Source organism: Pseudomonas sp. Pse1, from assembly GCF_024519635.1.
Classification (GTDB): Bacteria; Pseudomonadota; Gammaproteobacteria; order Pseudomonadales; family Pseudomonadaceae; genus Aquipseudomonas.
Map to the genome: position 1 here is coordinate 14,128 of NZ_JALJRO010000005.1, position 23,312 is coordinate 37,439.

At 60.0% G+C, this 23,312-nt stretch carries 20 protein-coding genes; 13 read left to right on the top strand and 7 right to left on the bottom strand.

Translation table 11 applies throughout. From position 1 onward, the window contains the following. Nucleotides 1-384: 384 nt before the first annotated feature. Nucleotides 385-1,206, bottom strand: a complete 822-nt coding sequence (locus tag NR126_RS09205; protein WP_027619934.1) for an HDOD domain-containing protein — start codon at nt 1,204-1,206, stop codon at nt 385-387. Nucleotides 1,207-1,243: 37 nt separating this feature from the next. Next, nucleotides 1,244-2,185, bottom strand: a complete 942-nt coding sequence (locus tag NR126_RS09210; protein WP_105753836.1) for a folate-binding protein YgfZ — start codon at nt 2,183-2,185, stop codon at nt 1,244-1,246. A 149-nt stretch (nt 2,186-2,334) separates the two neighbouring features. Here NR126_RS09210 and NR126_RS09215 point away from each other — a divergent pair, with 149 nt between their 5' ends. Both NR126_RS09215 and NR126_RS09220 read left to right on the top strand, forming a co-directional pair. Next, complete coding sequence (locus NR126_RS09215) at nt 2,335-2,589, top strand: succinate dehydrogenase assembly factor 2 (RefSeq protein ID WP_027619936.1); 255 nt, start codon at nt 2,335-2,337, stop codon at nt 2,587-2,589. Continuing rightward, entirely contained in the window at nt 2,573-3,022 is a 450-nt protein-coding gene (locus tag NR126_RS09220; RefSeq protein WP_256830063.1) for a protein YgfX, read from the top strand. The genes NR126_RS09215 and NR126_RS09220 overlap by 17 nt, the downstream gene beginning before the upstream one ends. On the opposite strand, the gene nadB is transcribed toward NR126_RS09220, so the two are convergent. Beyond that, nucleotides 2,991-4,607 (bottom strand): L-aspartate oxidase, encoded by a 1,617-nt coding sequence (gene nadB, locus NR126_RS09225; RefSeq protein ID WP_027619938.1) that lies wholly within the window; start codon nt 4,605-4,607, stop codon nt 2,991-2,993. The genes NR126_RS09220 and nadB overlap by 32 nt on opposite strands. Nucleotides 4,608-5,165: 558 nt before the next feature. On the opposite strand from nadB, the gene rpoE reads away from it, so the two are divergent. The 4 genes from rpoE (at nt 5,166) to NR126_RS09245 (ending at nt 9,009) form a co-directional block, all read left to right on the top strand. Beyond that, nucleotides 5,166-5,747, top strand: a complete 582-nt coding sequence (gene rpoE, locus NR126_RS09230; protein WP_019692537.1) for an RNA polymerase sigma factor RpoE — start codon at nt 5,166-5,168, stop codon at nt 5,745-5,747. A gap of 31 nt (nt 5,748-5,778) precedes the next feature. Beyond that, on the top strand, nt 5,779-6,366 hold the full coding sequence (locus NR126_RS09235) for a sigma-E factor negative regulatory protein (protein ID WP_027619939.1): 588 nt from the start codon (nt 5,779-5,781) through the stop codon (nt 6,364-6,366). Nucleotides 6,367-6,374: 8 nt separating this feature from the next. Beyond that, nucleotides 6,375-7,331, top strand: a complete 957-nt coding sequence (locus NR126_RS09240; protein ID WP_027619940.1) for a MucB/RseB C-terminal domain-containing protein — start codon at nt 6,375-6,377, stop codon at nt 7,329-7,331. Nucleotides 7,332-7,578: 247 nt separating this feature from the next. Continuing rightward, nucleotides 7,579-9,009 carry a DegQ family serine endoprotease gene (locus NR126_RS09245; RefSeq protein ID WP_027619941.1) on the top strand — a complete coding sequence of 477 codons (1,431 nt, stop codon included), beginning with the start codon at nt 7,579-7,581 and terminating at the stop codon, nt 9,007-9,009. Between the two features lie 144 nt (nt 9,010-9,153). Here NR126_RS09245 and NR126_RS09250 read toward each other — a convergent pair whose 3' ends face one another. Continuing rightward, complete coding sequence (locus tag NR126_RS09250) at nt 9,154-12,048, bottom strand: ribonucleoside-diphosphate reductase subunit alpha (protein ID WP_027619942.1); 2,895 nt, start codon at nt 12,046-12,048, stop codon at nt 9,154-9,156. A 728-nt stretch (nt 12,049-12,776) separates the two neighbouring features. On the opposite strand from NR126_RS09250, the gene NR126_RS09255 reads away from it, so the two are divergent. Further along, nucleotides 12,777-13,502 (top strand): response regulator, encoded by a 726-nt coding sequence (locus tag NR126_RS09255; RefSeq protein WP_027619943.1) that lies wholly within the window; start codon nt 12,777-12,779, stop codon nt 13,500-13,502. Beyond that, the gene (locus tag NR126_RS09260; RefSeq protein ID WP_027619944.1) at nt 13,499-15,115 is read left to right on the top strand and encodes an ATP-binding protein; all 1,617 of its coding nucleotides are present in this window, start codon (nt 13,499-13,501) and stop codon (nt 15,113-15,115) included. The genes NR126_RS09255 and NR126_RS09260 overlap by 4 nt, the downstream gene beginning before the upstream one ends. Nucleotides 15,116-15,121: 6 nt before the next feature. Here the strand turns inward: NR126_RS09260 and NR126_RS09265 are convergent, their stop codons facing one another. Beyond that, nucleotides 15,122-15,841 carry a 4'-phosphopantetheinyl transferase gene (locus NR126_RS09265; RefSeq protein WP_256830064.1) on the bottom strand — a complete coding sequence of 240 codons (720 nt, stop codon included), beginning with the start codon at nt 15,839-15,841 and terminating at the stop codon, nt 15,122-15,124. 155 nt (nt 15,842-15,996) lie between these two features. On the opposite strand from NR126_RS09265, the gene NR126_RS09270 reads away from it, so the two are divergent. The 3 genes from NR126_RS09270 (at nt 15,997) to NR126_RS09280 (ending at nt 18,731) form a co-directional block, all read left to right on the top strand. After that, nucleotides 15,997-16,596: a membrane protein gene (locus NR126_RS09270; RefSeq protein WP_027619946.1), complete on the top strand. Its 600-nt coding sequence runs from the start codon at nt 15,997-15,999 to the stop codon at nt 16,594-16,596. A 114-nt stretch (nt 16,597-16,710) separates the two neighbouring features. Then, nucleotides 16,711-17,388, top strand: coding sequence for a response regulator (locus NR126_RS09275; RefSeq protein ID WP_027619947.1), 678 nt, complete (start codon nt 16,711-16,713; stop codon nt 17,386-17,388). Beyond that, entirely contained in the window at nt 17,385-18,731 is a 1,347-nt protein-coding gene (locus tag NR126_RS09280) for an ATP-binding protein (protein WP_027619948.1), read from the top strand. Before NR126_RS09275 ends, NR126_RS09280 begins: the two co-directional genes overlap by 4 nt. Before the next feature lie 9 nt (nt 18,732-18,740). Here NR126_RS09280 and NR126_RS09285 read toward each other — a convergent pair whose 3' ends face one another. Further along, complete coding sequence (locus tag NR126_RS09285) at nt 18,741-19,739, bottom strand: AraC family transcriptional regulator (protein ID WP_027619949.1); 999 nt, start codon at nt 19,737-19,739, stop codon at nt 18,741-18,743. 335 nt (nt 19,740-20,074) lie between these two features. On the opposite strand from NR126_RS09285, the gene NR126_RS09290 reads away from it, so the two are divergent. Then, complete coding sequence (locus NR126_RS09290) at nt 20,075-21,409, top strand: dicarboxylate/amino acid:cation symporter (RefSeq protein WP_027619950.1); 1,335 nt, start codon at nt 20,075-20,077, stop codon at nt 21,407-21,409. 148 nt (nt 21,410-21,557) lie between these two features. Further along, nucleotides 21,558-22,739: a CaiB/BaiF CoA-transferase family protein gene (locus NR126_RS09295; protein WP_027619951.1), complete on the top strand. Its 1,182-nt coding sequence runs from the start codon at nt 21,558-21,560 to the stop codon at nt 22,737-22,739. A 6-nt stretch (nt 22,740-22,745) separates the two neighbouring features. Here NR126_RS09295 and NR126_RS09300 read toward each other — a convergent pair whose 3' ends face one another. After that, a complete protein-coding gene (locus NR126_RS09300) occupies nt 22,746-23,240 on the bottom strand; it encodes a SprT family zinc-dependent metalloprotease (RefSeq protein WP_027619952.1) in 495 nt (164 codons plus the stop codon). Between the last annotated feature and the right edge of the window lie 72 nt (nt 23,241-23,312).

Sequence of the window (23,312 nt, forward strand, 5' to 3'; positions counted from 1 at the left end):
GTCTCCTGCGTGAGGGCCAATCGCCCGTGTGAAAACTCTGATGGTCGGTTATTCACACGGTCGGTTGGCCGCGTTGGATCTAAAGGAATCGTTTTGTTGCAGCAGCAGTACTACGCAGGCAAAAAACAGAAATGTGTACGGGTGTTCTGTAGCCGCTGAAGCCTGGAGGCGACGGGGTCGGTTCCGTCGCGGGCGTCAGCATGGCGTTTCCTCTCATGTAAGGAGGTATTGCAGGCCCGATTGACCGGCGCATTATAGGTGGTTTTTCAGGCTTGTGGTGCGGCTTAGTGGCTCAGCAAGCCGGCTTTTTCGGACAGAAGCCAGCGTTTATAGGGCTTTGCTCGCTATAGATTTTTTTACCGCGACCAGCGGATATTTCGCCGGTCAATAAAACATCGAACGCGAGTCTTCCAGTTCGGCGCAGGTGATCGGCTTGTCGGGGCTTATGCCCAGACGCTTGAACGCCGGCAGCGTCGACAGGTCGATCTGTCCCAGCGGGTGGTAGCTGCCCTGATGGCTGTGGACGGTGGCCACTTGCACCAGGTCCACGTAGTCGACGAATTCGTTCTGGCGCTGCAGGTCCAGGTACTGGCCCGGCATATTGACCAGCATCTCCGGAAACTCCCAAACGTGCAGCAGTTTGTCGCCCAGCAGCGGATGGATGCACTCGATCACGTGGTTGAGGCAAACCGGGTCCGACAACAGTTCGTTGTGGTCTTCGGCGTAGGTGAGGATCGGCAGCACGCCAATCTGGTGTACCAGCCCGGCGAGGGCTGCCTGGTCGGGCTTGAGTTGGGTGTGGCTGCGGCACAGTGCATAACTGATACCGGCTACTTCCTGGCTCTTGCGCCAGACATCGCGCATTTTTTGACCGACGACGTCGGAGCGGGCGTGGAAGATCTGTTCCATCACCAGCCCGATCGCCAGGTTGCTGCTGTAGTTGATGCCCAGCCGCGTGATCGCGGTGTGCAGGTCGGTGACTTCCTGGGTCGAGCGCAACAGCGGGCTGTTGACCACTTTGATCAGGCGCGCCGATAGCGCGGTATCGCGACCGATGACTTTGCTCAGGGTGGTGACGCTGATGTCCGGGTCTTCGGCGGCCCGGCGAATCTGCAGGGCCACTTCCGGTAACGTTGGCAGAACCAGGTCATCGTTATCGATGGCCTCAACCAAATCCTGTTGGACCTTTTCCGCCAGCTTGCTCATTTCGTTTCTCTAGGTGTTGCAACAAAAGTACTGCGGATTAACGCTGGATCTCGCGATCGCGATCCAGTTGGTAGGGCAGGTCGAGCAATTGCAGAGCCGGGCCTTCGAGCGTGCCCAGGTGCAGGTCGCCGCTTTCGGCGGCCTCGGCTTGCAGTACCGCGAGCAATTCAATGCCGGTCTCGGCGCGGGCGGCAATCACCACCTCGCCAATGGAACTGGCATGGGTCGGGGAAAACAGTGCAGTGCCGGGCTCGGGCAGTTCGCCAGCCGGTAATTGCAGGCGGTACAAACGGCGTTTGAGTTTGCCCAGGTACTGCATGCGGGCGACGATTTCCTGGCCGGTGTAGCAGCCTTTCTTGAAGCTGACGCCACCCACGGCCTGCAGATTAAGCATCTGCGGAATGAACAGTTCGCGGGTTTGCGGCATGACCTGGCCGATACCGGCACGGATCTGACCGAGCAGCCAGTCGTTGAGCGTACCTTGTGCGAGGCTGGCCGAAAGTTTTGCGCCCAGTTCCTGCGCCTGATCGGCGGCGGCCCACAGTTCACTGCGCCCCGGCGACACGCGAATGGCGATCAGGCCGGCATGGCGGGCCACTGCATCGGTGCTTTCCGGCAGCTCAAAGCCGAGGCTGGCCAGCGCTGCATCGGCGTTGACCAGACCGAAACGCACCCAGGCCGCGCTTTCATCCGTCAGTTTGGACTTGGAAAACACCGCGTATTTTTTCAGGTCCGCCAGTTGCGGCTCGAGCAGCTCGCTGGCCATGGCCAGCAACACCCCGTCGCCTTCCAGCAGGATGCGAAAGCTCGATTGCATGCGACCTTTCTGGGTGCAGCGGGCGCCCAGACTGGCCTGGGTGTCGCTCAGGTAGTTGAGGTTGCAGGTCAATTGTCCCTGCAGAAACTTGCTGGCATCGGAGCCGCGGACGGCGAGCACGCCTTCGTGGGACAAGGTGCAGAAAAAAGCGGAATCAGCCATGGGTCATCGCAGGGTAAAAAGTCTGGGGGACATCATAAGGGTGCGCTGTTGAAATGGGTAGTTCACAAAAGGATCGCGGTGCCCGACCAAAGCCGACTGTTCTACCCAGGCCTGGGCTGTATACTTGCGCTCTATTTGAGGAGCGCTCCATGGTCGAAGATGTTGAACTGAATCGCCTCTACTGGCACAGCCGCCGCGGCATGCTTGAGCTTGACGTGCTGCTGGTGCCCTTTGTCAAAGAGGTTTACTCGCAGCTGAACGAGGTTGATCGCGCTTGCTACGTCAGGCTGCTGGAGTGCGAGGATCAGGACATGTTCGGCTGGTTCATGGAACGCTCCGAGTCCGAAGATCCCGAGCTGCAGCGTATGGTCCGGATGATTCTGGATCGTGTCCAGCCCAAGTAGTTTCGAATGCCGCTGGCATGCCTCAGGGCAGTTGCTGGCGGCGTATCTGCTTGCCCAGTTGTTCGCGCTGGGGTCGTTATTTCTACTTGATATTCCCCTCTGGGCCAGCCTTGCGGGTGCTTTGTCGTGCCTGGCGCATGCTGCCTGGGTCGTGCCGCGACGAATACGTTTGAGCCATCCTCGCGCGTTCTGTGGCTTGCGCCGCGATGCCCTGGGTTGGCATCTGTGGAATGCAGTGGACGGGTGGCAGGCTGTGCAATTGCGTCCTGACAGCCTGGCATTGCCCTTGATCGTGGTGCTGCGGTTTCGCCTGCATGGCCAGCGCCGCGTGCGCTCAATCTGCGTGCCCCGCGACACACTGGCGCCGGATGTTCATCGGCGCCTGCGCGTGCGGCTCAAGTTCAGTCGGCGTAGGTGGGCGGCACCAGAATAGTGTCCAGTGCTTGCGGCAACATATTCGGGTAGTCCAGCGTGTAATGCAGGCCGCGGCTTTCCTTACGGGCCATGGCTGAGCGAATCATCAGTTCGGCCACTTGCGCCAGGTTGCGCAACTCAATCAAGTCGCGACTGACCTTATAGTTGCTGTAGAACTCATCGATCTCGTCCAGCAGCAGACGCACCCGATGCTCGGCGCGCTGCAAGCGCTTGTTGGTGCGCACGATGCCGACGTAGTCCCACATGAACCGCCGCAATTCGTCCCAGTTGTGCGCGATGATCACGTCTTCATCCGAGTCGGTCACCTGGCTCGCATCCCAGGCCGGCAGCGCGTTGGGGATCGCCACGTGGGGCAGTTGCTCAAGGATGTCGGTCGCCGCCGAGCGCGCGTAAACGAAGCATTCCAGCAGCGAATTGCTGGCCATGCGATTGGCGCCGTGCAGACCGGTGAAGCTGGTCTCGCCAATCGCATAGAGGCCGGGCACGTCGGTGCGACCCTGCTGGTCGACCATGACGCCGCCGCAGGTGTAATGCGCAGCGGGTACCACCGGGATCGGTTGTTTGGTGATGTCGATGGAGAACTCGAGGCAGCGCTCATAGACAGTCGGGAAGTGCGCCTTGATGAAGGCTTCGGGCTTGTGGCTGATGTCCAGGTAGACGCAGTCGATGCCCAGCCGCTTCATCTCGTGGTCGATGGCGCGGGCAACGATGTCGCGCGGCGCCAGTTCGGCCCGTGGGTCGAAGCGTTGCATGAAGCGCTCGCCGTTCGGCAGCTTGAGATGCGCACCTTCGCCACGCAGGGCTTCGGTCACCAGGAAACTCTTGGCTTGCGGGTGATAGAGGCACGTGGGATGGAACTGGTTGAACTCCAGGTTGGCAACCCGGCAGCCCGAGCGCCAGGCCATGGCGATGCCATCACCGCAAGCGCCGTCGGGGTTGCTGGTATAGAGGTAGACCTTGGCCGCACCACCGGAGGCAAGGATCACGAAGCGTGCGCCGTAGGTGTCGACTTCGCCGGAGTCGCGATTGAGCACGTAGGCGCCGAGGCACCGATCGCCATCCAGGCCCAGGCGTTTTTCGGTGATCAGGTCGACGGCGACCCTTTGCTCCAGCAGTTCGATGTTTGGACGCTGCCGTGCTTGTGCCAGCAAGGTATTGAAGATGGCCGCGCCGGTGGCGTCGGCGGCATGGATGATGCGCCGATGGCTGTGGCCACCTTCGCGGGTCAGGTGGAACTCGAAGCCGCCGTCCTCTGTGCCGGACTGTTCGTCGCGGGTAAAGGGCACGCCTTGATCGATGAGCCATTGAATGGCCTCGCGGCTATGCTCGACGGTAAACCGCACCGCATCTTCGTGGCACAAGCCACCGCCAGCATTGAGGGTGTCATCGACGTGGGATTCAATGGTGTCAGTGTCATCCAGCACGGCAGCGACGCCGCCCTGGGCCCAGTAAGTCGAACCGTTGGCCAGGTTGCCCTTGCTCAGTACGGCAATGCGCAAATGATCAGGCAGTGTCAGGGCCAGACTCAAACCGGCAGCGCCGCTGCCAATCACCAGAACATCGTGTTGAAACTGTTGGCTCATTTCAGGATTCCGCTCAAAGCGACCCGGGACGGGGTTGGCGCAAGACACCTGAATCGGCGAGTCGAGACAGCCACACAGCGCACTAGTATATAGAGGGGTGGATCGGCACAATAGCCGAGCCTTCGTGGCAATGTGAAACTACTGTGACGGAGAGGTCTGACCCTGCTGTAGGGGGAATTACCTCATGAATCGCGCTGGAGGTGGCGTTTTCGCCGACAAATAGCGCTTTTTCGCCCCGGTTTGTACGGTAATGGTTTCTTCCGGCTATAAAGTTTGGGAACTTTTGCCAAGCGCCCAAACTCAATAGAAGGTTGCCTGAAACGAGGGTCAGCGTCGGTTTCACGCAGGGATCTGTGTTCCGCTCACTGCGTCTGGACTCGACAACAGGATTATTCGCGCAGCCGGCCCAGCCGGTGCTGCGTTTTTCGTGTGTGCCAAATCAGAGCGCGCAGGAAACTTGCTTGGAGGGGGAGAACTTTTGCGAAAAGCCCGAGTCTATGTTTGCAAGCCTGATCAATTAGTTTTGCAAGCCTCCTCCGAGCTTATCGAGGAGTGTTCATGCTAACCCAGGAAGAGGATCAGCAACTGGTCGAACGCGTTCAGCGCGGCGACAAGCGTGCTTTCGATCTGCTCGTGCTGAAATACCAGCACAAAATTCTCGGGTTGATCGTGCGTTTTGTGCACGACACCCATGAAGCCCAGGATGTTGCCCAGGAAGCCTTTATCAAGGCCTATCGAGCACTTGGAAATTTTCGCGGCGACAGCGCGTTTTATACGTGGCTCTACCGCATCGCCATTAACACGGCGAAGAACTATCTGGTTTCACGCGGCCGCCGGCCGCCGGATAGCGATGTCAGTTCCGAGGATGCGGAGTTCTACGACGGCGATCACGGCCTCAAGGACCTCGAATCACCAGAGCGTGCATTGTTGCGCGATGAGATCGAAGGCACTGTTCATCGAACCATCCAGCAATTGCCAGAAGATTTACGTACGGCGCTAACTTTACGTGAGTTTGATGGTCTGAGTTACGAGGACATTGCGAGCGTCATGCAATGTCCGGTGGGTACCGTGCGCTCCCGGATTTTCCGCGCTCGGGAAGCCATCGATAAGGCCCTGCAACCGTTGTTGCAGGAAAGCTGAGACAGCGGCGTCAGCCAAGAGAGGAACCGCCATGAGTCGTGAAGCCCTGCAGGAATCGCTGTCCGCAGTGATGGATAACGAAGCGGACGAACTGGAATTGCGTCGGGTATTAAATGCCTTTGACGATGTTGAAACCCGCGAAACCTGGGCGCGTTATCAGATCGCTCGGGCGGTGATGCACAAGGACTTGCTGATCCCGCGTCTGGATCTGGCTTCGGCCGTATCCCAGGCCCTGGCGGATGAAGCCGCACCGGCGAAAGTGAGCCGTGGCCCTTGGCGTAGCCTGGGTCGTCTGGCCGTTGCTGCCTCGGTGACTGTGGCTGTGTTGGCGGGTGTGCGTTTGTACAACCAGGATGAGATCGCCGGTGTCGAATTGGCCCAGCAATCTACTCAACCAGGTCTGGCCGTTCCTCAAGTAAAAGGCCCAGCCGTTTTGGCAGGCTACAATGAGAGTTCGCAAGCCACAGGTCCGATGGCCAATGGTGTCTTGCAAGGTCAGCCAGGTTGGCACGATCAGCGTCTGCCAGGTTATCTGCGCCAACACGCTCAAGAAGCTGCACTCAAAGGCACTGAAAGTGCACTGCCTTACGCTCGTGCAGCGAGCCTGGAAAACCGTTAAGGGGGATCATGCGCGCCATACCTCTACTTACGCTGTTGCTGAGCGGCTGGTTCGTTGTCCCAGCCCAAGCTGATGAGGCTCAGGATTGGTTGAACCGTCTGAGCCAGGCCGAGCAGCAGCAAAGCTTTCAGGGCACTTTCGTCTACGAGCGTAACGGTAGTTTTTCTACCCATAACATCTGGCACCGCGTCGAGGACGGCAAAGTCCGCGAGCGTTTGCTGCAGCTTGACGGCTCGGCCCAGGAGGTCGTGCGCATTGACGGCAGTACGCAATGCGTCAGCGGTACTCTGGTAGCAGGTCTGGGAGCCACTCCCGACTCGGCAAAGCGTGCCCTCGATCCGCAAAAACTCAAGAGTTGGTACGACCTTGCCGTCATCGGCAAGTCGCGTGTGGCTGGGCGACCGGCAGTTATCGTCGCGCTGACACCTCGTGACCAGCATCGTTATGGATTCGAACTGCATCTGGATCGGGAAACCGGTCTGCCTCTGAAGTCCCTGTTGCTCAACGAAAAAGGCCAGTTGCTGGAGCGATTCCAGTTCACCCGGCTGGATACCCGCGATGTGCCGTCGGACGATGAGCTGCAAGCCAGTGCCGACTGCAAGCCGGTGGTGCTAGGCAACGATAAGGCGACAGCAGTGAAGGCGGCTCAGGCCTGGCACTCGGATTGGCTGCCACCGGGGTTCGAGCTGACCAGCAGCAGCGCCCACAAGGATCCGGAAACCAAGGCCCCAGTCAGTAGCCTGATGTATGACGATGGCTTGGCGCGCTTTTCGGTGTTCCTCGAGCCACTCAACGGCGCAGTCGTCACCGATACTCGCACGCAGTTGGGCCCGACCGTCGCGGTTTCTCGGCGCCTGACCACACCAGACGGCGAAATGATGGTGACCGTTGTGGGTGAAATCCCTATCGGTACGGCCGAACGGATTGCGCTGTCGATGCGCACCGATACGCCAGCCAAGCAGTAAATTGCCCAGTGCTGCTGACTGATCGACAGGGTTGTCGGGAAAAGGTCAGCCTTGGCGCCTCGCTGCGTCAAGAAGTCGAAATGTTTGGTGAGCATTTCAATTTGCAAAACTTCTTAAAATTTTCTATAGGTCAGGGTCCCTCGGCTCTGGCCTTGTATAGTTGTTCCCGGAACAAAAGTATCGGCGCCTGTTCCCCGGTGTTTGTTGTTCCATATCGCTTAACCATGCTCGTCGTAACGGGAGCCGTATGTCGATACCACGCTTGAAATCCTACCTGACAATCTTTGCTACCGTACTGGTGCTGGGTCAGGCCGTCTCAACCCAGGCGGCCGAGTTGCCTGACTTCACCCAATTGGTCGAGCAGGCCTCGCCTGCGGTGGTCAACATCAGTACCACGCAAAAGCTGCCGGACCGCAAGGTCTCCAACCAGCAGATGCCTGACCTCGAAGGTTTGCCGCCGATGTTGCGGGAATTTTTCGAGCGTGGCCTGCCACCGCAACAACGTTCTCCGGGCGGCGGTCGCCAGCGTGAGGCGCAATCGCTGGGTTCGGGCTTCATTATTTCGCCTGATGGCTACATCCTGACCAACAACCACGTGATTGCCGATGCCGATGAAATTCTCGTGCGTCTGGCTGATCGCAGTGAACTCAAGGCCAAGCTGATCGGCACCGACCCGCGCTCCGACGTGGCGCTGCTGAAAATCGAAGGCAAGGACCTGCCGGTCCTCAAGCTTGGCAAATCCCAGGACCTGAAGGCCGGGCAATGGGTGGTGGCGATCGGTTCGCCGTTCGGCTTTGACCACACTGTGACCCAAGGCATCGTCAGCGCCATCGGTCGTAGCCTGCCGAACGAAAACTACGTCCCGTTCATCCAGACCGACGTGCCGATCAACCCGGGCAACTCCGGCGGCCCGCTGTTCAACCTGGCGGGCGAAGTGGTGGGGATCAACTCGCAGATCTACACCCGTTCCGGTGGATTCATGGGCGTGTCGTTCGCCATTCCTATCGACGTTGCGATGGACGTGTCGAACCAACTGAAAAGCGGCGGCAAGGTCAGCCGTGGCTGGTTGGGGGTGGTGATCCAGGAAGTGAACAAGGATCTCGCCGAGTCCTTCGGTCTGGACAAGCCAGCCGGTGCGTTGGTGGCGCAGATTCAGGACGACGGTCCGGCCGCCAAGGGTGGTTTGCAGGTCGGTGACGTGATCCTCAGCATGAACGGCCAGCCAATCGTCATGTCGGCTGATCTGCCACACCTGGTGGGCGCGCTCAAGGCGGGTGCCAAGGCCAATCTGGAAGTGATTCGTGACGGTAAGCGCAAAAATGTTGAGCTGACCGTTGGCGCCATCCCGGAAGAAGGCAAGGAGCTCGATACGCTGTCGCAATCCGGCGTCGAGCGCAGCAGTAACCGCCTGGGCGTTGCCGTGGTTGAGCTCAGTGACGAACAGAAGAAGACATACGACCTTAAGGGCGGCGTGGTAATCAAGGAAGTGCAGGATGGTCCTGCTGCCCTGATCGGCCTGCAGCCAGGCGATGTGATCACTCACCTGAACAATCAGGCGATCTCGTCGGCCAAGGAGTTCACCGACATTGCCAAGGCATTGCCGAAGAACCGTTCGGTGTCGATGCGCGTCCTGCGTCAGGGTCGCGCCAGCTTCATCACCTTCAAGCTGGCTGAGTAACAAGGCCGGTCACTGAATAAAAAACCGCCTCGATCGAGGCGGTTTTTTTTTGTCCGCGGATGGCGGGCAAAAGAAAACCCCCGGCAAACCCAGAGGGTCTGGCGGGGGTTGGGATGAGCGCCGAGCGGCGCTCATCGGCTCAGCTTATTGGCAAGCTTCGCAATCCGGCTCGTCGATGGCGCAGGCCTTCGGCACTGGAGCAGGGCCGGCAGGGGCGGCCAGGACCGAATCGTCACCGTGGTTGCCGCCGCTGGAAACAGCGTTCAGCTTGCCGGTGTTGATGGTCGACTTCTCGGTGCTGGTCGCGGCCAGTGCACGGAGGTAGTAGGTGGTTTTCAGGCCACGGTACCAGGCCATGCGGTAGGTCACGTCAAGCTTCTTGCCCGATGCGCCAGCGATGTACAGGTTCAGCGACTGCGCCTGGTCGATCCACTTCTGACGACGGCTGGCGGCGTCAACGATCCACTTGGTGTCCACTTCGAAGGCGGTGGCGTAGAGCGCTTTGAGCTCGGCCGGGATGCGCTCGATCTGCTGCACGGAACCGTCGTAGTACTTCAGGTCGTTGATCATGACCGAGTCCCACAGACCGCGAGCCTTGAGGTCGCGAACCAGGTACGGGTTGATCACGGTGAATTCGCCCGAGAGGTTCGATTTCACGTACAGGTTCTGATAGGTCGGTTCGATCGACTGCGATACGCCAGTGATGTTGGCGATGGTCGCGGTCGGTGCGATGGCCATGATGTTGGAGTTACGAATGCCTTTCTGTACACGGGCACGAACCGGTGCCCAGTCGAGGGTTTCGTTCAGATCGACATCAATGTATTTCTGACCACGCGCTTCGATCAGGATCTGTTGCGAATCCAGCGGCAGGATGCCCTTGGACCACAGCGAGCCCTGGAACGTCTCGTACGAACCGCGCTCGTCCGCCAGGTCGCAGGATGCCTGGATGGCGTAGTAGCTGACCGCTTCCATCGACTTGTCGGCGAACTCGACGGCAGCGTCGGAACCGTAAGGAATGTGCTGCAGGTACAGCGCGTCCTGGAAACCCATGATGCCCAGGCCGACCGGACGGTGCTTGAAGTTGGAGTTCTTCGCTTGCGGCACCGAGTAGTAGTTGATGTCGATCACGTTGTCGAGCATGCGCACAGCCGTGTTCACGGTGCGTTGCAGCTTGGCGGTGTCGAGCTGGCCGTTGACGATATGGTTCGGCAGGTTGATCGAGCCCAGGTTGCAGACAGCGATTTCGTCCTTGTTGGTATTCAAGGTGATCTCGGTGCACAGGTTCGAGCTGTGGACTACGCCGACGTGCTGCTGCGGGCTGCGCAGGTTGCACGGGTCTTTGAAGGTCAGCCATGGGTGGCCGGTTTCAAACAGCATGGACAGCATTTTACGCCACAGGTCTTTGGCCTGAATGGTCTTGAACAGCTTGACCTTGCCTGGGTACTCGGTCAGGGCTTCGTAGTACTCGTAGCGTTCTTCGAAGGCCTTGCCGGTCAGGTCGTGCAGGTCCGGAACTTCGGATGGCGAGAACAGGGTCCACTTGCCGTCATCGAAGACACGCTTCATGAACAGGTCAGGGATCCAGTTGGCGGTGTTCATGTCGTGGGTACGACGACGATCATCACCGGTGTTCTTGCGCAGCTCGATGAACTCTTCGATGTCCATGTGCCAGGTTTCCAGGTAGGCACATACGGCGCCTTTGCGCTTGCCACCCTGGTTAACGGCGACAGCGGTGTCGTTCACTACTTTGAGGAACGGTACAACGCCCTGGGATTTGCCGTTGGTGCCCTTGATGTACGAGCCCAGCGCACGAACCGGAGTCCAGTCGTTGCCCAAGCCGCCAGCGAATTTCGACAGCATGGCGTTGTCGTGGATCGCGTGGTAGATGCCCGACAGGTCGTCCGGCACGGTGGTCAGGTAGCAGCTCGACAGCTGTGGACGCAGGGTGCCGGCGTTGAACAGGGTCGGGGTCGAGGCCATGTAGTCGAAGGACGACAACAGGTTGTAGAACTCGATCGCACGGGCTTCGCGGTCTTTCTCTTCGATGGCCAGGCCCATGGCCACACGCATGAAGAAGATCTGCGGCAGTTCGAAACGCACGCCATCCTTGTGGATGAAGTAACGGTCGTACAGGGTTTGCAGGCCCAGGTAGGTGAACTGCTGGTCGCGCTCGTGGTTGATTGCCTTGCCGAGCTTTTCCAGGTCGAAACTGGCCAGCTCAGGGTTCAGCAACTCGTATTCGATACCTTTGGCGACGTAGGCCGGCAGGGCCTTGGCGTACAGGTCGGCCATCTCGTGGTGAGTGGCGCTCTCGGCGACTTGCAGGAAGCTCAGGCCTTCGGCACGCAGGGTGTCCATCAGCAGGCGAGCAGTCACGAACGAGTAGTTCGGTTCGCGTTCAACCAGGGTGCGGGCGGTCATCACCAGGGCGGTGTTGACGTCGGTCAGGGCCACGCCGTCGTAGAGGTTCTTCAGGGTTTCGCGCTGGATCAGCTCGCCGTCGACTTCTTCCAGACCTTCGCACGCTTCGGTGACAATGGTGTTCAGGCGACCCATGTCCAGTGGCGCCAGGCTGCCATCGGTACGGGTGATGCGAATCGACGGGTGAGCGTTGACCGCTTCTACGGCCGGTGCGTGGGCAGCGCGTTCTTTCGAACGACCGTCACGGTAGATCACGTAGTCGCGAGCCACTTTCTGCTCGCCGGCACGCATCAGGGCCAGTTCGACCTGGTCCTGGATTTCTTCGATGTGGATGGTGCCGCCCGATGGCATGCGACGCTTGAAGGTCGCGGTGACCTGTTCGGTCAGGCGGGCCACGGTGTCGTGGATTCGCGACGAGGCAGCAGCGGTGCCGCCTTCAACTGCGAGAAACGCTTTGGTGATGGCGACGGTGATTTTGTCATCGGTGTAAGGAACGACAGTGCCGTTACGCTTGATCACTCGCAGTTGACCTGGCGCGGTGGCGGACAGATCCGAAGTCGAATCAGCGGCCTGCGGCAAGGTGCCCTGCGGGTTCTCGCGAGTTGTGTCGGTTTGCATGGGTGTCTCCACATTCTATGTTTGTTTGGGCACCACGAAGGTGCCCACCGTTCCGTCCTGAAGCACTACAACCGGCGAGTGCCGGGCATAACAACTTCGGGACAGGAGGAAGGGGGCTGTAGGGCGCCGCTTCCATGCCGAAGTCTTTGGTCTCAGGCCAGGGGCCGAGAACCGAATTCCGTGGGGTGACAGTAAGTGACTGCAACACCCGTACCGTTTTCGCCACATTTGGCCGGAAAACGGTAGCCATCCGCAGGCGCGGTTTGGGCTACTGAAAAAGCGTTTGGTTCAACCCGGAAACGGCAAGAAAAGCACTTGAGTTTCTGGTCTGATTGGTGTTCGGGTTTGGGGTGAAAACCCTATATGTAGGGTTTTTCAACGCGCGAGCTACAAGATAATGCGTTTTGGGGAGTGATTGCAACGTACTACCTGTGGATAAGGCTGTGCGTAAAATGTGTATGAAACGGCCAATCGTCGTGTAGGCCGCGACCCTGCTGGATTAGACCGTTTGTCACTGTTTTTTACCCTGAAAATAGCCTGGGTGGTTTTTCGCGGGCGCGAACCCTACCACAAAAAATCTCCCTGACCGAGCGCATTTGCCCGCTTGTGTTGATAAGGGTTGGCGTTGCTACAATCGGCCGCTGTCTATGCAGTCTTATCCACTCAAATAGTTACAAAAATACCAGTGGATCCTTCCTTATTAGTGTTCTGGCAAGCAGAGGTCACCCGTGGAGCAAGAAGCCTGGCAGGTATTGATTGTCGAGGACGACCAGCGCCTGGCTGAGTTGACCCGTGAATACCTTGAAAGCAATGGATTGCGCGTCGCCATCGAGGGTGATGGCGCGTTGGCAGCGGCGCGTATTATTGCCGAGCAACCGGATCTGGTGATCCTTGATCTGATGCTGCCAGGGGAAGACGGCCTGAGCATTTGCCGCAAGGTGCGTGACCAGTATGACGGTCCGATTCTGATGCTGACCGCCCGCACCGATGACCTCGACCAGATCCAGGGCCTGGACATGGGGGCTGATGATTATGTCTGCAAGCCCGTGCGTCCACGCCTGTTGCTGGCGCGGATCCAGGCCCTGTTACGCCGCAGCGAGCCGCCGGAGCCAGCGGTGCCGGAGAAACTTCGGCGCCTGCAGTTCGGGGCGCTGGTGGTTGACAATGCGCTGCGTGAGGCCTGGTTGCAGGACCAGGGTATCGAACTGACCAGCGCCGAATTCGACCTGCTGTGGCTGCTGGTCGCCAACGCCGGTCGCATCCTTTCGCGCGAGGAGATCTTCACCGCCCTGCGCGGGATAGGTTATGACGGCCAGGACCGCTCCATCGACGTGCGAATTTCGCGAATCCGCCCGAAAATCGGCGACGACCCGGATCACCCGCGCCTGATCAAGACCATTCGCAGCAAGGGCTATCTGTTCGTTCCTGAAGCCTGCGTAGACCCGTCCCTGTGAATTCGATCTTCCTGCGCATTTACGGAGGCATGTGCGCCGCCTTGATCCTGGTGGCGGCGCTCGGCGTGCTGGCCCTGCACCTGCTCAACGAAGTGCGCAGCGAGCAGTACCGCGAACGCCTGGCTCACGGCACGTTTTCGCTGATGGCTGACAATCTGCAGCCGATGAACCAGACCGAGCGCCATCGGGCGCTGGTGGTCTGGGAGCGTCTGCTGGGTATTCCCATGAGTCTGCAGACGTTCAGCCAGACCGCACTCGATCTCGGCCAGCGCACGCGCATCCTGCGTGGCCAGGCATTGGTCGAGCAGACAGGGCCGCACGCCGCAAAGGTCTACCGGCTGGTCAGCGAAAAAGAGCAACTGGTGCTGACTGGCGAGGTGCAGCAGATCAGTGAGCAGTTGGCGCGGGCAACTATTTATCTGTTGGCCGATGAATTGGTGCGTTACCCGGTCGCCGAACAACCCCGGCGGTTGGCAGAGCTGAAGAAAGACAAGGGCTTTGGTTTCGAGTTGCAATTGGTCACCGTGGATCAGGCCGACATGGACGAGGACCAGAGCCGCCGGGTGTCCGAAGGCGACACGGTCATGGCGCTGGGAAAGGGCGGCGATTCGATCCGGGTGTTTGCCGGCATGGTCGGGACCCCTTGGGTGCTTGAGATTGGCCCGCTGTACCAGATGAATCCCTATCCGCCGGAGTGGCTGGTGTTGATCGCCACATTGGGGTTGAGCCTGATCGGCTTGATCGTCTATTTATTGGTGCGCCAACTCGAGCGTCGGCTCAGTGGCCTGGAGTCGGCGGCGACGCGAATCGCCAAGGGCAGCCTGGAGACCCGGGTGCCGGCGCGCGGCGCGGACTCGGTTGGACGGCTGGCGGCGGCGTTTAACGGCATGGCCGAGCATTTGCAGCAACTGCTGGCGATTCAGCGCGAATTGGTGCGCGCGGTCTCTCACGAACTGCGCACGCCCGTTGCACGCCTGCGATTTGGCCTGGAGATGATCAGTTCGGCAAGCACCGACCAGGCTCGGGAAAAGTACCTGATCGGTATGGATCACGACATTCAGGACCTCGACGGCCTGGTTGACGAAATGCTGACCTATGCGCGGCTGGAGCAAGGCTCGCCAGCGCTGAACTTTCAGCGGGTGGATCTGGATGCCTTGGTCAATCAGGTGATCAACGAGTTGGCACCGTTGCGCGCCAATGTCAGGGTGCAACGCGGGCTGTGCCTGTCGGCCGCCGATTGTGACGGGGCCTGGGTCGAAGCGGAGCCGCGCTACCTGCACCGGGCGCTGCAAAACCTGGTCAGTAATGCCATGCGCCATGCCCAGGGCCAGGTTTCCATCAGCTATCAGGTCGGCCAGCAGCGTTGCCGTATCGATGTCGAGGATGATGGTCCGGGGGTGCCGGAAAGTGCCTGGGAAAAAATCTTCACGCCGTTCCTGCGCCTCGACGACAGTCGAACTCGAGCCTCGGGTGGGCACGGGCTCGGCTTGTCGATTGTGCGGCGGATCATCCATTGGCATGGCGGTCGCGCGCTGATCGGCAAAAGCCGCAACCTTGGCGGTGCTTGCTTCAGTTTGAGCTGGCCACGCAATCAGGAAAAGCCCGAGCGCTGAGCGGGCTCAAGCCGGGATGCTGACCAGGCTCAGCAACTGGCCGTCCTTCACTGCGAACTGAGCATCCAGTTCCACGCCGATGCGCCACTCGCTGGACAAGTCCGTCAGCAGTCGTAGGCGGACCCGGCCATCCAGCGTCCACTCCACGACTTCGGCATGCTCGAAATAAAAGCGCTGCTGGACGATGGGGTAGAGCGCCTTGAACAGGCTCTCCTTGACCGAAAAGGTCAGGGTCACCAGCAGGGCCAGTTGCTCGCGATCGCCTGCCGCCATGCGCTGCAGTTCCGGCGGGGTGAGGATTTCTCCCGCCAGACGCTCGGCGCGTGTGCTTTCGAGCAAGTTTTCCAGATCCATGCCCAGCCCGCGCCAGTGCTCCTTGTGCGCGACAATCGCTGCTGCCCGTCCGGTGGTATGGGTAATCGAACCACAAACATCAGTCGGCCAGACCGGTGCCCGATCTTCGCCAATCGCCGGAATGCACGCCAGGCCCATCAGGTGCTGGAGCGCGGCGCGGGCGCACAGACGGCCGGCAAGGAATTCAGCCTGACGTTTGGCCACCGAGCGCTGGATGCTCGCCGGTGGATCGATGTTGCAGCCACGAAAATCCTCGGGCGCTAACAAGGCGGGATCGAAGCGGGTGCTGAGCAGGACGCTGTCGGGTAGCGCACAAGGCGACGGCCAATCGGCATCGAGCGGTGTGCAGAAGGCGGGTAGGGGCGAGTTCATGCCAGCATTTTGCCGATTAGTCGCCCGACTGGGTAGTGGTGAGGCATGTTCGGCTCGTTCAGGTCAGGTTCAGTGCGTGTTCAGGGGGAGTTCAGTGGCCGGTGGGTAACCTGCACGCATCAACCAAAAGCACGCTGCGAAAGAGGAAACTCAACATGACTACCTTCAAAAAAATCATGCTTGCGATGACTGTCCTGAGTGCCAGTGCCGTAGCGCAGGCCGCCGACGAGAACTTCGCCAGCATCACGCTGGGCCAGACCAGCGACAAGGTCAAAAAATCCAGCTTGTTGAACAGCAATCTCGATCACCCCAATGCCAATGGCGTCATCAGCAAGGACACCACCTACGGTGTGCGTCTCGGTCAACAGAACAATGATCGTCGTTATTACGCCACTTATGACAATGTTTCCGGTACCCACAACGGCATCAAATTGCGCCAGGAGAACCTCCTGGGTAGCTACGACCTGTTCCTGCCCGTGACCAGCAGCACCAAACTGTTTGGCGGTGCCACTGCCGGTGTGACCAAGCTGTCTCAGGAATCCTCGGGTTATAGCCGCGATACCGACATCGGTTATGCCGTGGGTCTGCAGACGGGTGTCCTGCAACAGGTTTCGAAAAATGTCTCGGTTGAAATGGGCTACCGTTACCTGCGTAGCAACGCCAGCACGGAAATGAGCGCCCAAGGTACCAAGCAAGGATCTCTGAGCCTCAACAGCAGCGCCCAGACCTACCTTTCCGCCAATTACGCTTTCTAAACAATGACCAGATTTTCCCTGCGCCGGATCAACCTTAGGGTGATCCGGCGCAGGCATGTCGGTAAGCTGGGTGCGAGGCACCCGTGGAGTGGTTGATTTGCCTGGGAGAGCGTTATGAAATTGTTGGTCGTTGAAGACGAAGCACTGTTGCGTCACCACCTGCACACCCGCCTGACAGAAGGTGGCCATGTGGTGGAAGCAGTCGCCAATGCCGAAGAGGCGTTGTACCAAGCGGGTCAATACAACTATGACTTGGCGGTGATCGATCTTGGCCTGCCGGGCATCGGCGGATTGGACCTGATTCGCCAACTGCGCTCGCAGGGCAAGACTTTCCCGATCCTGATCCTGACCGCCCGCGGCAATTGGCAAGACAAGGTCGAAGGGCTCGCTGCTGGTGCCGATGACTACGTGGTCAAACCGTTCCAGTTCGAGGAGCTGGACGCGCGCCTCAATGCGTTGCTACGTCGCTCCAGCGGATTTACCCAGTCGACCATCATCGCCGGTCCCTTGCTGCTGGACCTCAATCGCAAGCAGGCGACGCTCGATGATCAGCCCTTGGCGCTCACCGCTTATGAGTACCGGATCCTCGAATACCTGATGCGTCATCATGAGCAGGTGGTCGCCAAGGACCGTTTGATGGAGCAGCTCTATCCAGATGACGACGAGCGCGATCCAAATGTCATCGAAGTGCTGGTCGGTCGTCTGCGACGCAAGCTCGAAGGGCCCAACGGGTTCAAACCGATCGAGACGGTGCGCGGCCTGGGTTACCTGTTCAACGAGCGCTGCCAGTGATTCGCTCCCTGCGTTTGCGGCTGATGTTGGCCGCTACCACCCTCGCTGTGCTGTTCATGCTGGCACTGCTGCCGGCCATGCAGGGAGCGTTCAGCCTGGCGCTGCAAGACTCGATCGAGCAGCGCCTGGCGTCGGATGTCACCACCCTGATTTCCGCTGCGCGCATCGAAAACGGCCGCCTGGTCATGCCTTCTCAATTACCCGATGAGCGATTCAATCTCGCCGACAGCCGCCTGCTGGGCTACATCTACGACCGCGAAGGGCAGTTGGTCTGGCGTTCACGGGCGACCCGGGATGAGCACATCAATTACAAACCCCGGTATGACGGGCGCGGCAACGAATTTGCGCGGATCCGCGAGGCCAGCGGCCAGGAGTTCTTCGTCTATGACGTCGAGGTCAAACTGCTTGGCGGCAAAAGTGCAGCATTCAGTATTGTTGCCCTGCAACCGGTGCGTGAGTATCAGCAGACACTGGAGGGCGTGCGGGAAAATCTCTACCTGGGTTTCGGCGCCGCGTTGCTGGTGTTGTTGGCGTTACTCTGGGTCGGCTTGACCTGGGGACTGCGGGCTTTGCGGCGCTTGAGTCAGGAACTCGACCAGATCGAAAGCGGTGCCCTTGAGAGTCTCAGTGAAGAACATCCCCGAGAGTTGTTACGCCTGACGGGCTCGCTGAACCGGCTGTTGCGCAGCGAACGGGAGCAGCGCACGCGCTACCGGGACTCACTGGACGATCTGGCCCATAGCCTGAAAACACCGCTGGCGGTTCTGCAAGGGGTCAGTGAAGACATGGCCCAGCGTCCGGAAGAGCGTGAGCAGGCGTGGGTCCTGCAATCGCAGATCGAGCGGATGAGCCAGCAAATCAGCTACCAATTGCAGCGTGCCAGTTTGCGCAAAAGTGGTTTGGTACGCCATCAGGTGGCGTTGCAGCCGGTGCTCAAGAGTCTATGCGACACCCTGGACAAGGTGTATCGCGACAAACGAGTGCGCGCTCGCTTCGACCTCCCTGAGCCTTGTTACGTGCCTATCGAGCAGGGCGCCTTGCTGGAAATGCTCGGCAACCTGTTGGAAAACGCCTATCGACTGTGTCTGGGTGAAGTGCGGGTCAGCCTGCGCCAAACCGTTGCGGGTATCGAGTTGTGCGTCGAGGATGACGGACCGGGCGTGCCGGTGGACCAGCGGGCGCGGATTCTTCAGCGTGGCGAGCGTCTGGATCGCCAGCATCCGGGACAGGGCATTGGCCTGGCAGTGGTTAAGGACATCATCGAAAGCTACGGTGCGCAGTTGACGCTGGGCGACTCGCCGATGGGCGGGGCGGCGTTCCGCATTCATTTCCCTGCCGCCTGAGACCAGGGCTCAAAGCGCTTGAGCCCGGTACGCCCCCGGCGTCAGCCCGGTCCACTTCTTGAACGCCCGGTGAAAGGCCGAAGGCTCGGAAAACCCCAACTGCTCGGCGATTTGTTGCAATGACTGATCGGCACGGTTGAGATGATAGATGGCGATGTCGCGGCGCAGTTGATCCTTCAATTCCTGAAAGCTCGAACCTTCTTCCCGCAGATGCCGGCGCAAGGTCTGCGGGCTGACGTGCAGTTGCGCGGCCACGGTTTCCAGGTCGGGCCAGTGGCTGCTGTCGCGCCCCAGTTGGCGCCGCAATCGGCTGCACATGCTGTCGCCCTCATCCGGGCGGGCCAGCAAATCGGCCGGTGAGCGTTCGAGGAAATGCTTGAGGGTGCGTTCGTCCTGCAAGAGCGGCATGCTCAGGTAGCGGCTATGAAACAGCAGGCTGGTGCACTCCGCGTCGAATGCCAAGGGGCAAGAAAACATCAGCTCGTATTCGGCGCCATGGTCGGGTTCGTTGTAGCGGAAGCTGGCCTGTTCGAGGCGGATTCGCTGGCCGATCAACCAACTGCCCAAGCGGTGCCAGGTCACCAGCAGGCTTTCGCTGAGGAAGTGGTCGGGGTCGGCCAACCGGGCATCATCCAGGCTCAGGCGCACCCATTCGTCTTCCCGACTCAGCGTCAGGCGCGGACTGTGCGGGAAAAGGCTATAGAAGAGTAAGCCGCGACTGAATGCTTTTTCCAGGGTACGGCAGTGAATCAGCGCGTGGCACATCATGGCGAAGGTGCCACATTTGCTCTTGCCTTCGGCGAGCCCCAGATACTCGTCGTCCAGTGCCAGCCACAGGCCCTGGAGCAGGGCGGTGAATTGCTCGGGCGTAATGCGCGCGCGGGGTTCGTCGAGCCATTCGGGGCTGATGCCGAGCGTGTGCAGCAAGCCTGAATAGTCATGCCCGAGGCGGCGCGCACCGCCGGTGGCTGCCCGGGCAAAATGGCTGGCGATGGTGCGGTCGCGCATGGCAAGTCATCCGTCCATTGATGGGCGGATCTTAGCCAGCTCCTCGGAGCGGGACAAGGCGGATATCCGCCATTTGGCGGGAGTGGTTCTGGGTAATGGGCGGAAATCCGCCAAGACAAGGGGGCAGTCAATGTTGTGGCCCTGGCCTGAGGCCCCTCTAATTCGGGGTCTTTGACGAATCTGGCAAAGGTGGCACGGGCTCTGCAATAGAACCGACAGACCTGCCAGCACGCAGTTCGCCACAACAAATCCCTCCAGTGCAGGAGGGTTCGCACTTTAGGTGTCGCTTGCATCGGATGGACGATTGCAACGCGGTGCTCTTGAGGAACTTAGCAATGACGACTCGTCAGCCAATTTACAAATCCCTGTATTTCCAGGTAATCGTTGCCATCGTTATCGGCATCTTGCTCGGTCACTTTTATCCGCAGACCGGGGTGGCGCTCAAGCCGCTGGGTGACGGGTTCATCAAGCTGATCAAGATGGTCATCGCACCGATTATCTTCTGTACCGTCGTCAGCGGCATTGCTGGCATGCAGAGCATGAAATCGGTCGGCAAGACCGGTGGTTACGCGCTGCTGTACTTCGAAATCGTTTCCACCATCGCCCTGCTGATCGGCCTTGTGGTAGTCAACGTCGTGCAACCGGGCGCCGGCATGCACATCGATGTCTCGACTCTGGATGCCTCGAAAGTCGCGGCTTACGTCACGGCTGGCGCTGACCAGAGCATCGTTGGCTTCATCCTCAATGTGATCCCGAACACCATCGTCGGCGCGTTCGCCAACGGCGACATCCTGCAGGTCCTGATGTTCTCGGTGATCTTCGGTTTCGCCCTGCATCGCCTGGGTGCCTACGGCAAGCCGGTGCTGGACTTCATCGATCGCTTCGCCCACGTGATGTTCAACATCATCAACATGATCATGAAGCTGGCGCCCATCGGTGCGCTGGGCGCCATGGCCTTCACCATCGGTGCCTACGGCGTCGGCTCCCTGGTGCAGTTGGGCCAGCTGATGATCTGCTTCTACATCACCTGTGTGCTGTTCGTCGTGCTGGTGCTGGGTGCGATCTGCCGCGCTCACGGCTTCAGCGTGCTGAAACTGATTCGCTACATCCGTGAAGAACTGCTGATCGTGTTGGGTACTTCCTCGTCCGAATCGGCGCTGCCACGCATGCTGATCAAGATGGAGCGCCTGGGTGCGAAGAAATCGGTGGTCGGCCTGGTAATCCCTACCGGCTACTCGTTCAACCTCGACGGTACTTCGATCTACCTGACCATGGCCGCCGTGTTTATCGCTCAGGCGACCGACACCCACATGGACATCACCCACCAGATCACCCTGCTGCTGGTGCTGCTGCTGTCCTCCAAAGGTGCGGCAGGCGTGACCGGTAGTGGTTTCATCGTGCTGGCGGCGACCCTGTCGGCCGTAGGCCACCTGCCGGTTGCCGGCCTGGCGCTGATCCTCGGTATCGACCGCTTCATGTCCGAAGCTCGTGCCCTGACCAACCTGGTCGGCAACGCCGTGGCAACTCTGGTCGTGGCCAAGTGGGTCAAGGAGCTGGACACAGACAAACTGCAGGTCGAGCTGGCTTCTGGCGGTCGCGGTATTTCCGACGAGCGTGAAGTCGATGACCTGGGCGTGGCTGAAGGCCCGACCCCGGCTTCGGTGAAGTAATGCGCCAAGGCTGATGAAAAAAACCCGCTGCGGCGGGTTTTTTCTTGCTCGCGATTTGAGCGCAAATGTCACCTCTGCCGTTGTTTAAAGTTATTGCCGCCACGGCATCCGCTGCCTAGTCTGGATGGATCGTCCAAGGAGAAGACTTATGCAGGGGCCACTGGCATCACTGAAAGTTCTGGATTTTTCGACACTGCTGCCAGGGCCGTTCGCCTCGTTATTGTTGGCGGACATGGGCGCCGAAGTGCTGCGTATCGAGTCGCCGACCCGCATGGACCTGCTGCGAGTCCTGCCGCCCCACGACCAGGGCACCTCGGCCAGCCACGCCTACCTCAACCGCAACAAGCGCAGCCTGGCGTTGGATCTCAAGCAGCCGCAGGCGCTGGAAGTGGTCAAGCAACTGTTGCAGGACCACGACATTCTCCTCGAGCAATTCCGGCCCGGTGTCATGGAGCGCCTGGGCCTGGGCTACGAAGCCTTGAAGGCGATCAATCCGCGGCTGATCTACGTGTCGATCACCGGCTACGGCCAGACCGGCCCCTACAAGGATCGCGCCGGGCACGACATCAACTACCTGGCGCTGGCCGGTCTGGCGAGTTACACCGGACGCGAGGACAGTGGGCCGTTACCCCTGGGTATCCAGGCCGCCGACATTGCCGGCGGCTCCCTGCATGGGGTGATCGGCCTGCTGGCAGCCGTGATTGCCCGTCAGCACACGGGGCAAGGCCAGCATCTGGACGTGAGCATGACCGACTGCGCGTTCAGCCTGAATGCGCTGGCCGGGGCGGGGTATCTGGCGTGTGGCGTGGAGCCGGGGCGGGAAGAGCAGATGCTCAATGGTGGCAGCTTCTACGACTACTACCGTAGCCGCGATGGACGCTGGATGTCGGTGGGCAGCCTGGAGCCGAACTTCATGCAACAGCTGTGCGCGGCGTTGGGCCGGCCCGAGTTGGCAGCTCAAGGCTTGTCGCCTCGACCCGAGCAGCAACAAGCCTTGAAGCAGGCGCTGCAGATCGAGTTCGAAAAACGCGACTACAGCGAGCTGTGTGCGCTGTTCGGCGTGATCGATGCCTGCGTCGAGCCGGTTCTGAGTCTGTCCGAGGCGGTGGCGCATCCCCAGCTTCAGGCGCGCCAACTGGTGACGCAGGTGCCGCGCGCGGACGGCACGACTCAGGCGCAGATGGCTTGCCCGCTGAAGTTTTCTGGCGGCTTGCCAGCGCCAAAGCACATTGGCGCAGCTGTCGGTGCCCATAGCGATCAGGTACTGGCCGAGTTGGGCTACAGCGTCGAACAGATCGCTGAATTGCGGCGGGCCAAGGCAATCGCCTGAGGCTGTTTATTCGACACGCGACTCGCCGGTGAACACCAGGGTTTGCCGGCAGCGCCGACACAGGTAACGCCGACCCTGGCGGACCAGGCTGTGGCGCTGGGCCGAGAACGGGAAGTCGCTGTCGGCACAGGGGCAGCGGTAGATGTAGCGAGTCACGCTGCGGCGCTTGATTGCGTAGGTGTGGCAGCGGTTGGGCGGCAGCTCGTAGACGCCGCGCATGATCAACTGCCACTCCTCACCGTGGGGTGCGATGCGGTCCCCAAACAGCTGGTGGGCGATCAGGTGCGCGACCTCGTGGGCCACGGTCTGCTTGAGGAAATCTTCGGTATTTTCGCGGTACAGCTGTGGATTGAAGCGCAGCAGGTTTTCATGCAGGTGTGCCACACCGGCCTTCTGGCCGCGCAACTTGAGGCTGACCACCGGACGTTTGAAAGGGCGTTTGAAAAAGGATTCAGCCAGTTGGAAACAGTCTTCGACGCGGGTATTGAGTTGCTCGGGCATGCTTAACGGATCTCCAGAGGCGTCAAGTATGCGGTAAACCCCGGGCATTGCGAATCGCCCGGCCGCCCAATG